This window comes from Mycobacterium sp. (assembly GCF_029961025.1).
Taxonomy (GTDB): domain Bacteria; phylum Actinomycetota; class Actinomycetes; order Mycobacteriales; family Mycobacteriaceae; genus Mycobacterium.
In genome coordinates this window covers 260441-272444 of the sequence record NZ_JASBVP010000007.1, presented here as the reverse complement: position 1 = coordinate 272444, position 12004 = coordinate 260441, and the positions used below count along the sequence as shown (strand labels likewise).

The 12004-nt window shown below is 65.7% G+C and carries 12 protein-coding genes and 1 riboswitch; of the genes, 7 read left to right on the top strand and 5 right to left on the bottom strand.

Annotation, left to right across the window (positions count from 1 at the left end):
* The first annotated feature begins 125 nt into the window (after positions 1 to 125).
* Complete coding sequence (locus QJR12_RS10960) at positions 126 to 1142, top strand: acyl-ACP desaturase (protein ID WP_300581893.1); 1017 nt, start codon at positions 126 to 128, stop codon at positions 1140 to 1142.
* Between the two features lie 77 nt (positions 1143 to 1219).
* Positions 1220 to 2356, top strand: coding sequence for an N-acetylglucosamine-6-phosphate deacetylase (nagA, locus tag QJR12_RS10955; RefSeq protein ID WP_300581890.1), 1137 nt, complete (start codon positions 1220 to 1222; stop codon positions 2354 to 2356).
* 7 nt (positions 2357 to 2363) lie between these two features.
* On the opposite strand, the gene yhjD is transcribed toward nagA, so the two are convergent.
* Together yhjD and trpS are read right to left on the bottom strand one after the other, a co-directional pair.
* Entirely contained in the window at positions 2364 to 3236 is an 873-nt protein-coding gene (gene yhjD / locus QJR12_RS10950) for an inner membrane protein YhjD (protein ID WP_300581887.1), read from the bottom strand.
* A 14-nt stretch (positions 3237 to 3250) separates the two neighbouring features.
* Positions 3251 to 4270, bottom strand: coding sequence for a tryptophan--tRNA ligase (gene trpS / locus QJR12_RS10945; protein ID WP_300581885.1), 1020 nt, complete (start codon positions 4268 to 4270; stop codon positions 3251 to 3253).
* Positions 4271 to 4436: 166 nt separating this feature from the next.
* On the opposite strand from trpS, the gene QJR12_RS10940 reads away from it, so the two are divergent.
* On the top strand, positions 4437 to 5234 hold the full coding sequence (locus QJR12_RS10940; protein ID WP_300582431.1) for an alpha/beta hydrolase: 798 nt from the start codon (positions 4437 to 4439) through the stop codon (positions 5232 to 5234).
* 7 nt (positions 5235 to 5241) lie between these two features.
* Here QJR12_RS10940 and QJR12_RS10935 read toward each other — a convergent pair whose 3' ends face one another.
* The gene (locus tag QJR12_RS10935; RefSeq protein WP_300581884.1) at positions 5242 to 6468 is read right to left on the bottom strand and encodes an NADP-dependent isocitrate dehydrogenase; all 1227 of its coding nucleotides are present in this window, start codon (positions 6466 to 6468) and stop codon (positions 5242 to 5244) included.
* A gap of 203 nt (positions 6469 to 6671) precedes the next feature.
* A riboswitch (SAM riboswitch) is annotated at positions 6672 to 6791 on the top strand.
* A gap of 178 nt (positions 6792 to 6969) precedes the next feature.
* Here QJR12_RS10935 and QJR12_RS10930 point away from each other — a divergent pair.
* The 4 genes from QJR12_RS10930 (at position 6970) to QJR12_RS10915 (ending at position 10779) form a co-directional block, all read left to right on the top strand.
* Positions 6970 to 8328: a bifunctional o-acetylhomoserine/o-acetylserine sulfhydrylase gene (locus QJR12_RS10930; RefSeq protein ID WP_300581882.1), complete on the top strand. Its 1359-nt coding sequence runs from the start codon at positions 6970 to 6972 to the stop codon at positions 8326 to 8328.
* A gap of 10 nt (positions 8329 to 8338) precedes the next feature.
* Complete coding sequence (locus QJR12_RS10925) at positions 8339 to 9490, top strand: homoserine O-acetyltransferase (RefSeq protein WP_300581879.1); 1152 nt, start codon at positions 8339 to 8341, stop codon at positions 9488 to 9490.
* Positions 9487 to 10224: a class I SAM-dependent methyltransferase gene (locus QJR12_RS10920; protein WP_300581876.1), complete on the top strand. Its 738-nt coding sequence runs from the start codon at positions 9487 to 9489 to the stop codon at positions 10222 to 10224. Before QJR12_RS10925 ends, QJR12_RS10920 begins: the two co-directional genes overlap by 4 nt.
* A 156-nt stretch (positions 10225 to 10380) precedes the next feature.
* Entirely contained in the window at positions 10381 to 10779 is a 399-nt protein-coding gene (locus QJR12_RS10915) for a DUF732 domain-containing protein (RefSeq protein ID WP_300581873.1), read from the top strand.
* On the opposite strand, the gene QJR12_RS10910 is transcribed toward QJR12_RS10915, so the two are convergent.
* Both QJR12_RS10910 and QJR12_RS10905 read right to left on the bottom strand, forming a co-directional pair.
* Complete coding sequence (locus QJR12_RS10910; protein ID WP_300581870.1) at positions 10776 to 11057, bottom strand: DUF3017 domain-containing protein; 282 nt, start codon at positions 11055 to 11057, stop codon at positions 10776 to 10778. The genes QJR12_RS10915 and QJR12_RS10910 overlap by 4 nt on opposite strands.
* Positions 11054 to 11899, bottom strand: a complete 846-nt coding sequence (locus tag QJR12_RS10905) for a bifunctional methylenetetrahydrofolate dehydrogenase/methenyltetrahydrofolate cyclohydrolase (protein WP_300581868.1) — start codon at positions 11897 to 11899, stop codon at positions 11054 to 11056. The genes QJR12_RS10910 and QJR12_RS10905 overlap by 4 nt, the downstream gene beginning before the upstream one ends.
* Between the last annotated feature and the right edge of the window lie 105 nt (positions 11900 to 12004).

Sequence of the window (12004 nt, the reverse complement as noted above, 5' to 3'; positions counted from 1 at the left end):
CCGACGGCCGCCCCGCATGCTCCGCACAATACGAATCAGGCACCTCGGCGTGTCCAACTTGTATGTAACCGGATTGCACAGATATATTACCCGCAACTGTCAGACACATATAACTGGAAGGTGCCATGTCCAAAGACCTGACCCACGAGCAACTGCTCAAAGAGCTGGAGCCGACGGTGGAGCGCCTCCTCAACCGTCACCTCGCAAAGTTCAAGGAGTGGAATCCGCACGACTACATTCCCTGGTCCGACGGCAAGAACTTCTACGCCCTTGGCGGTCAGGACTGGGAGCCTGAGCAGTGCCGGCTCTCCGACGTCGCCCGAGTGGCGATCGTCCAGAACCTGCTGACCGAGGACAACCTCCCCGCATATCACCGCGAGATCGCGATGAACTTCGGTATGGACGGCCCCTGGGGGCAATGGGTGAACCGCTGGACCGCCGAGGAGAACCGACACAGCACAGCATTGCGCGACTACCTGGTGGTGACCCGCGCGGTCGACCCGGTCGAATTGGAGAAACTTCGCATCGAGCAGATGACTCGGGGCTTCAGCCCGGGCCAGAACCACCAGGGCGACTTGTTCGCCGAAAGCCTGTTCGACTCCGTTGTGTACGTGTCGTTTCAGGAATTGGCCACCCGAGTGTCGCATCGCAATACCGGCAAGGCCTGTAATGAGACGATCGCGGACCAGCTGATGGCCAGGTTAGGCCACGACGAAAACTTGCACATGATCTTCTACCGCGACGTCACCGCAGCCGGCCTGGAAATTGCGCCCAACCAGGCGATGAAGTCGGTGCACCGGGTGCTGCGGAATTTCAAGATGCCGGGGTTCACGGTGCCCGAGTTCCGCCGCAAGGCCGTGATCATCGCCGTCGGCGGCGTGTACGACCCGCGCATCCATCTCGACGAGGTCGTGATGCCGGTGCTGAGAAAGTGGCGCATCTTCGAACGCGAGGATTTTACCGGTGAGGCCGCATGGATGCGCGACGACCTGGCGGTGCTGGTCAAGGAGCTGGAGGAGGCCTGCGACAAGTTCGAGGTGTCCAAGCAGCGCTACCTGGAGCGGGAGGCCCGCAAGGCGGAGAAGATCACCGCCGCGAAGGTGCTCACCACCAAGGGGACCCTCACGATGAGCAGACGCTAACCGGCGTTGGCTACGCTTCGTCGGGTGAGGCGCGTCGCCGACGGCACCCCACGCGGCCCAAAGCGGGTCACACAAACGTGACGCTGATCGCCGCCGGCGCTATCGTGCTCGACGACCGGGTCTGCCGGCCGGGCTGGTTAGAGACATCCGGTCGACGCATCCGGGATTGCGGCGCCGGCGCACCACCCCGGCCGGCTGACGTCGCCTTCGCCGACTCGGTGGTGGTGCCCGGCTTCGTTGACGTGCACGTGCACGGCGGCGACGGCGCATCCTACGGCGATGCCCGCGCGGCCGAAATCGCGCGCGCCGCCGAGTTTCACGCGCGGCACGGCACCACCACCACGCTGGCCAGCCTGGTCACCGCGTCACCCGCCGAGCTGCTCACCGGGGTGCGGGCGCTCGCCGAGGCGGCGGCCGCCGGGCTTATCGCCGGCATCCATCTGGAGGGGCCGTGGCTGAGCCCGGCCCACCCCGGTGCCCACGACCGCGACCGGCTGCGCGATCCCGATCCTGCGGAGATCGACGCGGTGCTCGCCGCCGGGGCCGGTGCGATCCGGATGGTGACCCTGGCGCCGGAGCTGCACGCAAGCGGCCGAGCCATCGACCGGTTTCTCGACGCGGATGTCGTGGTCGCCATCGGCCACACGGACGCCACCTACGAACAGACGAAACAGGCCATCGCGGCCGGCGCCACGGTCGGCACCCATGTGTTCAACGCGATGCGCCCGCTGCATCACCGCGAGCCCGGGCCCGCGTTTGCCCTGCTGGAAGATCCGCGGGTGACCGTCGAGCTGATCGCCGACGGAGTGCATGTTCACCCCGCCCTGGTGCGCGCGGTAGTCGAGTTCGCCGGACCGGACCGGGTGGCCCTGGTAACCGACGCCACCGCGGCGGCCGGGTTGCCCGACGGCTCGTTTCGGCTAGGGTCGCTGCCGGTCGAGGTCGTCTCCGGGGTGGCACGGGTGCGTAACACGGCGACCATCGCCGGCAGCACCGCCACCATGGATCGGCTCTTTCGCGCCGTGGCCGACGCGCATTCGGATGCGGCGCTGGCCGCCGCTGTGCGGATGACTTCGGCCACGCCGGCCCGCGTCCTCGGGTTGGACGGGGTCGGCGTACTGCGGGCCGGCCTGGACGCCAACCTGGTTGTGCTGGATCAGGATTTGCGGGTGACCGCGGTCATGGCCAACGGTCGGTGGCGGGTCGGCCGGTAGCCCGGTGTCAGCCGTCCGGTGAGGTCGCCGCCCACGCGGTGGCGAACAGCACCAGCCGAGCGGTGAGGTATGCGAACACCATCAGGCCCACTACCGGGCCGAACGTCACCCCCGCCGGGCTGCGCAGAACCATTCGCAAGTAGATTGACGCCACCTGCTTGAACAACTCGAAGCCGACCGCCGCGATCAGGCCGGCCCGGATCGAGCTGTTAAAGCTGATCGCCTCTCGCGGCAGCCGTGCGATCACCCAGGTGAACAACAACCATGACACCAGCCAAGACACCACCAATGACGCGGCCCGGAGAAACCCGCCTAACACCGGAAAATCGGGGACGCCGAGCCATCGCAGGACTTTGGCCATGCCCGCCGCATCCCCGAGCGCGGTCAGCGCGACGGTGGCAAGGATCACCACAACCGCGCAGGTCATGGCCGCCAGATCCGAGAGGTTGGTTCGCACAAAACCGGTGGGCCTGGTGGGTTGTTTCCACATTTGGCTCAGCGCTTCACGCAGATTCGCCATCCACCCCAGACCCGCCCACGCCGCGACGATCAGGCCGATGACACCGACCGACGTGCGCGAGGCGATCGCCAACCCGACCACGTCGGTCAGTTGGTGCCCCAGATCGCCCGACACCGAGGATCTGATGCGGTTGTCGATCTCGGCCAGCAGATCGGGCCGACGCGCCAGGATGAATCCGGCGATCGCGAAACCGACCATCAGCAACGGGAATAACGCGAAGATCGTGTAGTAGGCGAGGCCGGCTGCGTAGAAATTCCCCTTGCGGTCGTTATAGCGCTCGTTGGCCCGGATGGCGTGGTCGATCCACCCGTACCGCGCCCGCAGCCGATGCAGAATTCCCGGTGTGTCCGTTTCCTCCATGGCGAACCCGGGTCTTACAAACGCCGTGGGAGAAACCCGAGCCGGTCATAAACGCGGTCAACCGTTTTGGCGGCCACATCCTGGGCCCGCTCCGCCCCCGCAGCGAGCACGCCCTCCAATTCCGCAGTGTCGGCCATCAATTCGTCCACCCGGGCCTTGATCGGTCGCACGAATTCGATGACGGCCTCGGCGGTGTCCTTTTTCAGATCCCCGTAGCCGTGCCCGGCGTATCGCAGAACGAGAGTGTCGATTTCGACACCGGTGACGGCCGACTGGATGGTCAGCAGATTCGACACACCGGGCTTGGCCTGGGGATCATAACGGATTTCTCGCTCACTGTCGGTCACAGCTGAGCGAATCTTCTTGGCGGACAACGCCGGATCATCGAGTAGGCTGATCAACCCGGCGTCGCTGGCCGCGGATTTGCTCATCTTCGCCGTCGGATCTTGCAGATCGTAGATTTTGGCGGTCGTCTTGGGGATAAGCAACTCGGGAATGACAAAAGTGTTCGGAAAGCGGCTGTTGAACCGCTGCGCGACGTCGCGCGCCAGTTCGAGGTGTTGACGCTGGTCTTCACCGACCGGTACCAGATCACTGTCATAGGCGAGCACGTCGGCGGCCTGCAACACCGGATAGGTGAACAAACCGACGGTGGTCGACTCACTTCCCTGACGCGTCGACTTGTCTTTGAACTGCGTCATCCGCGCGGCCTGCCCGAAACCGGTGAAACAGCCCAGCACCCACGCGAGCTGCGTATGGGCCGGCACATGGCTCTGCACGAAAACGGTGCTGCGGGCGGGATCGATACCCAGTGCCAGGTACTGCGCGGCGGTGAGCAGGGTGCGGCGACGCAGCTCCTCGGGATCCTGCGGGACGGTGATGGCATGTAGGTCGACCACACAGAAGAACGCCTCGTAATCGTCCTGCAGCGCGGCCCAGTGCGTGATGGCGCCCAGCGCGTTACCCAGGTGCAGAGAGTCGGCGGTGGGCTGCACGCCGGAAAAGACCCGCCGAGGTCCGCTGGCGATGGTCATGATGGTCCGATCTTGTCACGTTGGTTCCGGGCGGTGCTCTGCGACCACCCGGTGACGCGACACCCGCGCTCACGGCTTGCGGTACCGGCGGTATCACCCTAATGTCGGCGTCATGCCCCGGACCATGAGCCGCGCGCCGATCCACCTGGGAACCGGCGAACCGGTCCTGCTGCTGCACCCGTTTTTGATGTCGCAGACGGTATGGGAGACCGTCGCACAGCGGTTGGCCGACACCGGCCGCTATGAGGTGTACGCGCCGACGATGGCCGGCCACCATGGTGGCCCGGCCCCGCAAACACGATTCCTCAGTTCCGCGGTGCTGGCCGACCACGTCGAGCGCCAGCTCGATGACCTGGGCTGGAACACCGTACACATCGTCGGCAACTCGCTCGGCGGGTGGGTGGCGTTCGAACTGGAGAGCCGCGGACGGGCGCGGACCGTCACGGCGATCGCGCCCGCAGGCGGCTGGAAGCGCTGGAGTTTAACGAAGTTCGAGGTGATCGGCAAATTCGCTGGGGGCCTGCCGGTGTGGCTGCTGGCGCGCTGGCTGGGTCCGCGCATGCTGCTTCTGCCGTGGAGCCGGCGAATAGGGACGCTGCCGATCAGCGGATCCCCGGAGGGGGTCAGCGAGCGCGAACTCAGCGCCATCATCGACGACCTCGCGCATTGCCCGGCCTACTTCCAGCTGCTCGTCAAATCGTTGCTGCTGCCCGGGCTGATCGACCTGGCCGCTACCGCCGTCCCCACCCAACTGGTGTTGTGCGAAAGGGATCGGGTGGTGCCTCCGCGCAGATTTGGTGCGCATTTCACCGACCACTTGCCGGACACAACCTTGGTGATCACCCTGGACGGTCTCGGGCACATCCCGATGTTCGAGGCGCCGAAGCGGATCACAGAGGTCATCGCCGACTTTCTCGACCAGCACAGTCGGCCGATCCAAACGGTGGCACCCTCGGCGGGCTAGCGGTGCGCTAGCCGAGCGCCTTTTTCAAATTGTCGGCGATTGCACCGAGGAACTCCTCGGTGTTCAGCCAGCCCTGCTCCGGACCGATGAGCACGGCCAGATCCTTGGTCATCTGCCCCTCCTCGACCGTGCCGATCACGACCTCCTCCAACTTCCGGGCGAAGTCGATCACCTCGGGGGTGCCGTCCAGCTTGCCGCGGTGCTGCAATCCGCGGGTCCAGGCGAAAATCGAGGCAATCGGGTTGGTCGAGGTGGGCTTGCCTTGCTGGTATTGGCGAAAATGCCGGGTGACCGTGCCGTGAGCGGCTTCGGCCTCGACCGTTTTGCCGTCCGCCGTCATCAACACCGACGTCATCAACCCCAGCGACCCATAGCCTTGGGCCACGGTATCGGATTGCACGTCGCCGTCGTAGTTTTTGCACGCCCACACGTAGCCGCCCTCCCACTTGAGGCAGGCCGCCACCATGTCATCGATCAGCCGGTGTTCATAGGTCAGCCCGGCCGCTTCGAACTCGTCTTTGAACTCCTCGTCGTAGATGCGCTGAAACTCGTCTTTGAACATGCCGTCATAGGCCTTGAGGATGGTGTTTTTCGTCGATAGATACACCGGATAGTGCTCTTGCAGCGCGTAGGCGAATGACGCCCGGGCGAAATCCTGGATGGATTTTTTGAAGTTGTACATCCCCATCACCACACCACCGTCCTCGGGGATGCGCACCATCTCATGCACGATCGGCTCACCGCCGTCCTCGGGAACGAAGGTCAGGGTGACGGTGCCCGGCCGGTCGACCTTGAAGTTGGTCGCCCGGTACTGATCGCCAAAGGCATGGCGGCCGATGACGATCGGCTTGGTCCAGTGGGGCACCAGTCGCGGGACATTCGAGATTATGATCGGCTCGCGAAAAATTGTACCGCCCAATATATTCCGGATCGTCCCGTTGGGCGAGAGCCACATCTTCTTCAGGTTGAATTCCTTGACCCGTGCCTCGTCAGGAGTAATGGTCGCGCATTTGACGCCGACGCCGTGCTTTTTGATCGCATACGCCGCGTCGATCGTCACCTGGTCATCGGTGGCGTCGCGATGCTCGATGCCCAGGTCGTAGTACTCGAGAGTGATGTCCAGGTGCGGAAAAATCAGCATATCTTTGATGAGCTTCCAGATGACACGAGTCATCTCGTCGCCATCAAGCTCTACTACCGTGCCTTCGACTTTGATCTTGGATCCGCTGGACATGTGAACCCCAGTCCTCCTACGCGACGATCGCCTGGTGAGCGGTTGTGGCCGGCCGGGTAGCCCGTCGCAATCGGCCACTCCCAGGCCAGACTACAAGGAGCGATTTGACCGTCCACAGTCGAGCGCAGCGCTCTGTGGGCTACTGACGGGTAGCTTTCGCCCCCGGTGGCGCCGGGTCGGGGTCATGCGATAACCTTTCTCTCGGTCATGAGCGCCAGCGCCAAGCCCCGGCTTGCTGGCCGGCAACCCTCCAACCGCGGTGGGGTGCCCCGGGTGATGACCAGGTTGAGTAGCCACCACCGGCTACGCGGCAAGCGCGGGTCCGCCATGACGGGCCCCCCGAGTAGACAGGGAAACCTGATGCGCGCCTATGTGGGTTGGCCCGCTATGCGTCGTTGTCATTGAGCCGATGGCCGCCGACTGACGTCATCACCGATGGCGTCATAGATGATTGCGGGCGCGAGACCCACCCATCCGAACCCCTAGCAGAAAGCACCCCAGATGAGCTCGCACAACGACACCGGCGACAGCGACCCGACCGCGCACTGGTCGTTTGAGACGAAACAGATCCACGTCGGCCAACGACCGGATCCGGTTACCAACGCGCGTGCCCTGCCGATCTACCAGACCACCTCCTACACCTTCGACGACACCGCCCACGCCGCGGCCCTGTTCGGTTTGGAGATCCCGGGCAACATCTACACCCGGATCGGCAACCCGACCACCGAGGTCGTCGAACAGCGCATCGCCGCGCTGGAAGGCGGTGCGGCGGCGCTGTTCCTGGCGTCGGGGCAGGCCGCGGAGACATTCGCGATACTGAACCTTGCCGGCGCCGGCGACCACATTGTGTCCAGCCCGCGGCTCTACGGCGGCACCTACAACCTGTTTCACTACTCGCTGCCCAAGCTCGGCGTCGACGTCAGCTTCGTCGATGATCCCGACGACCCGGACTCGTGGCGGGCCGCGGTCCGACCGAACACCAGGGCGTTCTTCGGCGAAACCATCTCCAATCCCCAGATCGACATTCTCGACATCCCAGGCGTGTCGGCGGTCGCCCACGAAAACGGCGTACCACTGATCGTCGACAACACCATTGCCACCCCCTATCTGATACAGCCGATCGCCCACGGCGCCGACATCGTGGTGCACTCCGCTACCAAGTACCTGGGCGGGCACGGCGCGGCGATCGCGGGGGTAATCGTCGACGGCGGCACCTTCGATTGGACGAGCGGACGCTTCCCCGGATTCACCACACCCGATCCCAGCTATCACGGCGTGGTATACGCCGAGCTGGGTCCGCCGGCGTTCGCGATCAAGGCCCGCGTGCAGCTGCTGCGTGATTATGGCTCGGCGGCTTCGCCGTTCAACGCGTTTCTGGTGGCCCAGGGCCTGGAAACGTTGAGTCTTCGGATGGAGAGGCACGTTGCCAATGCGCAGCGGGTGGCCGAGTTCCTCGCCGGTCACGAGGACGTCCTCTCGGTCAACTACGCAGGGCTGCCCGGATCACCCTGGTTTGAGCGTGCAAAAAAACTGGCGCCCAAAGGAACCGGAGCGGTGCTGTCGTTCGAATTGGCGGGTGGGGTAGAGGCGGGCAAGGCGTTCGTCAACGCGCTGAAGCTGCACAGCCATGTCGCCAACATCGGTGACGTGCGCTCGCTGGTGATCCATCCGGCCTCGACCACCCACTCCCAGCTCACCCCCGAGGAGCAGCTGTCCACCGGGGTGAGCCCGGGGCTGGTGCGGCTGGCGGTCGGCCTCGAGGGCATCGACGACATTCTCACCGATCTAGAGCTCGGCTTCGCGGCCGCGCGAGCACACCGCGGAACCACCACCGATCCGCAGTCCGTGGCTGCCTTTTGAGGAGTCTGAGATGACGATCTCCGACGTGCCGATACAGACACTGCCCGCCGAAGGCGAAGTGGGCTTGATCGACATCGGCTCGCTGAGGCTGGAAAGCGGAGCGGTGATCGACGACGTCTGTATCGCCGTGCAGCGCTGGGGCGAGCTGTCACCGACCCGCGACAACGTGGTCGTGGTCCTGCATGCGCTCACCGGTGATTCACACATCACCGGGCCCGCTGGCCCGGGGCATCCGACACCGGGCTGGTGGGACGGTGTGGCCGGGCCGGGCGCGCCAATCGACACCACCCGCTGGTGTGCGGTGGCCACCAACGTGCTGGGTGGTTGCCGCGGCTCGACCGGGCCCAGCTCACTAGCGCGTGACGGAAAGCCATGGGGCTCACGGTTCCCCAGAATTACGGTGCGCGACCAGGTGGCGGCCGATGTCGCTGCCCTGGCCGCCCTGGGCATCACCGAGGTGGCCGCGGTGGTCGGCGGGTCGATGGGCGGTGCGCGAGCACTGGAATGGATCGTCAGCCATCCTGACCGGGTCCGCTCCGGGTTGCTGCTGGCGGTGGGGGCACGTGCCACCGCCGATCAGATCGGAACCCAGACAACCCAGATCGCGGCCATCAAGGCCGACCCGAACTGGCAGGGCGGTGATTACCACGGCACCGGGCGCACGCCTGACACCGGACTTCAGATCGCCCGCCGCTTCGCGCACCTGACCTACCGTGGCGAGCTGGACCTGGACATCCGATTCGCCAACGACCCCCAGGACGACGCAGATCCGGTAACCGGCGGGCGCTACGCGGTGCAAAGCTATCTGGAACACCAGGGCCGAAAACTGGTGTCGCGCTTTGACGCTGGGACCTATGTGGTGTTGACAGAGGCACTGAACAGCCACGACGTCGGCCGTGGACGGGGCGGTGTGGCTGCGGCGCTGAGCGGTTGCCCGGTGCCGGTGGTCGTCGCGGGCATCACCTCCGACCGGCTCTACCCGTTGCGCCTGCAAGAGGAGTTGGCGGACCTGCTGCCGGGCTGCGCCGAACTGAAGGTTGTTGACTCGATCTACGGGCACGACGGGTTTCTGCTGGAGAGGCAGGCCGTTGGCGAGCTGATCCGGCAAACCCTGGAGTTGGCTCTCGAATCCGCCCCGGCCGAAGGCGTGCATTGGCGGTGACCCGCTCACGGCACGAGCGTTCGCTATCGTTCGGCGCGGAGGCCGCCGCCTACGAGCGGGGCCGGCCATCCTATCCGCCCGAAGCGATCGATTGGCTGCTGCCCGCGGGGGCTCGCGACGTGCTGGACTTGGGCGCGGGGACCGGAAAGCTGACCGCCCGGCTGGTCGAACGCGGGTTGCACGTGGTGGCGGTCGATCCGATCCCCGAGATGCTCGACGTGCTGCGCAGCTCGCTGCCCGAAACGCCCGCATTGCTGGGCACCGCGGAAGAGATTCCCCTGGCCGACAACAGCGTTGACGCTGTCTTGGTTGCCCAGGCGTGGCACTGGTTCGATCCTGCCCGGGCAATTCCGGAAGTGACGCGGGTGCTGCGGCCCGGCGGGCGGCTGGGTCTGGTGTGGAACACGCGCGACGAGCGGCTCGGCTGGGTGCGCGAGCTGGGTCGCATCATCGGCCGCGACGGCGACCCGGTGCACAACAAAGTGACCCTGCCCCCGCCGTTCGCCGAGCAGCAACGCCATCACGTCGAGTGGACGAATTATCTGACGCCACAAGCATTGATCGACCTGGTCGCCTCGCGCAGCTACTGCATCACGTCGCCGGCCGAGGTGCGCGCCAAGACCCTGGAGCGAGTCCGCGAGTTGCTGGCCACTCATCCGGCGCTGGCCAACACCACCGGTCTGGCGCTGCCCTACGTCACGGTCTGCGTTCGGGCCACGCTGGCCTCCTCATAGCGGTCATGGCGCCCCTTTTGCACCGGGTAGTTAAGCGCCCGGTAATCTTTACCCCGTCTTTATCGCGTCGTGTCGGCGGTGTGACGGCGATCGATCATGGTCGTGGAAGAGCCTTTTGGGTGCTGTCAGCGCATCTTGAACACGTAAGGAGCCGACATGCCGGCGAAACGCGCGGCCCGAAAGCCGATGGTCATTCCCGCGCTGGCGATGTCTCTCGGCGCAGCGGCCACCGCAGCGGCGGTGGCCGCTGCGCCGGCCCGGGCGGACTCGGTCGACGACGGATTTTTGGCCGCGTTAACCCACGCCGGTGTCAACTACGGCGACCCCGCAAGCACGGTGGCGCTTGGCCAGTCGATCTGTCCCATGCTGGCCCAGCCCGGCGGAACGCTCGCCTCCGCGGTGTCGAGCATCACCGGCAACACCGGGATGTCACCGGCCATGGCGGGAATGTTTACCAGCCTTGCGATATCGATGTACTGCCCGTCGATGATGACATCAATCGCCAACGGCAACATGCCCAATTTTCCTCAGTTGCCGGGCTTGCCGGGTGCCTAGCGCGTCCCCAACGGGTCGATCGTCGAGGCGATATACACCATCGCCGCCGCGACCACGGCCATCATGACGAAGTCGATTGCCTTGCTGCGCACCACCAATAGGCCGGCCCGCTCATCGGATAACACCAGCCGCAGCGCCGCCGCCACGCCCACCCCGATGCCGATGAGCAAGGCCCCGCGACGCCAGAAATTCGCCGCCACCAAACCGAACCCCGCAAGGAAGATCAACCCAACCAGCAGGATCGGCGCCTGCGCCCGGATCGTCTCGCGGGCACTCATTGCCGCTCCGCCAGCTCGACGACGTTCGTCAGCAGAAACGCCCGGGTGAGCGGGCCGACGCCGCCGGGGTTCGGCGACACGTAACCGGCGACCTCCCACACGTCGGGATGCACATCGCCGACCAACCCGTTCTCGGTGCGGGTGACACCGACGTCGACGACGGCGGCGCCGGGGCGCACCATCTCGGCGGTGAGCAGGTGCGGCACACCCGCGGCCACGACGACGATGTCCCCCTGGCGGGTCAACCGGGGCAGATCGCAGGTTCCGGTGTGGCACAACGTCACCGTGGCGTTGTGCGAACGCAGGATGAGCAACAGCCCCAACGGGCGGCCGACCGTCACGCCACGGCCGATGATGACCACATGGGCTCCGGCGATCTCAATGCCGTAGCGGCGTAAGAGATGCACGATGCCGCGCGCCGTGCACGGCAACAGCGCCGGGGCGCCGAGCACCAACCGGCCCAGGTTCATCGGATGCAGACCGTCGACGTCCTTGGCCGGGTCGACGCGCTCCAGGGCCGCGTTTTCGTCGAGATGCCTCGGCAGCGGCAGCTGCACGATGTAGCCGGTGCACTCGGGGTTGGCGTTGAGCTCGTCGATGGTTTCGTTCAGTTTGACTTGAGAGATGTCGGCGGGCAGATCCCGGCGGATGGAGGTGATGCCCACCTTGGCCGAGTCCGCGTGCTTGCCACGGACGTAGGTCTGTGAACCGGGGTCGTCACCAACCAGGATGGTGCCGAGCCCCGGTGTGCGGCCCGCTGCGGTCAGGACGGCCACCCGCCGCTTCAGGTCGGCAAAGATCTCATCGCGGGTAACCTTGCCGTCCAGCGCGATAGCAGTCACGTCAGACAGTCTGACATCCGCCGTCCGGCGCGGCATGCCCGGCCACGCCGGCCGGTGGGGCATCTGCTGGTCCGGGCGGATGCGCGGTGGCCGCGGAAGTGTTTC

Excerpts from the sequence above, each read along its gene's own strand:
- QJR12_RS10930 (WP_300581882.1), top strand. The coding sequence starts at position 6,970 with ATGAGCTCGCACAACGACACCGGCGACAGCGACCCGACCGCGCACTGG.
- QJR12_RS10935 (WP_300581884.1), bottom strand. The coding sequence starts at position 6,468 with ATGTCCAGCGGATCCAAGATCAAAGTCGAAGGCACGGTAGTAGAGCTT.
- trpS (WP_300581885.1), bottom strand. The coding sequence starts at position 4,270 with ATGACCATCGCCAGCGGACCTCGGCGGGTCTTTTCCGGCGTGCAGCCC.
- QJR12_RS10960 (WP_300581893.1), top strand. The coding sequence starts at position 126 with ATGTCCAAAGACCTGACCCACGAGCAACTGCTCAAAGAGCTGGAGCCG.
- QJR12_RS10915 (WP_300581873.1), top strand. The coding sequence starts at position 10,381 with ATGCCGGCGAAACGCGCGGCCCGAAAGCCGATGGTCATTCCCGCGCTG.
- QJR12_RS10910 (WP_300581870.1), bottom strand. The coding sequence starts at position 11,057 with ATGAGTGCCCGCGAGACGATCCGGGCGCAGGCGCCGATCCTGCTGGTT.
- QJR12_RS10925 (WP_300581879.1), top strand. The coding sequence starts at position 8,339 with ATGACGATCTCCGACGTGCCGATACAGACACTGCCCGCCGAAGGCGAA.
- yhjD (WP_300581887.1), bottom strand. The coding sequence starts at position 3,236 with ATGGAGGAAACGGACACACCGGGAATTCTGCATCGGCTGCGGGCGCGG.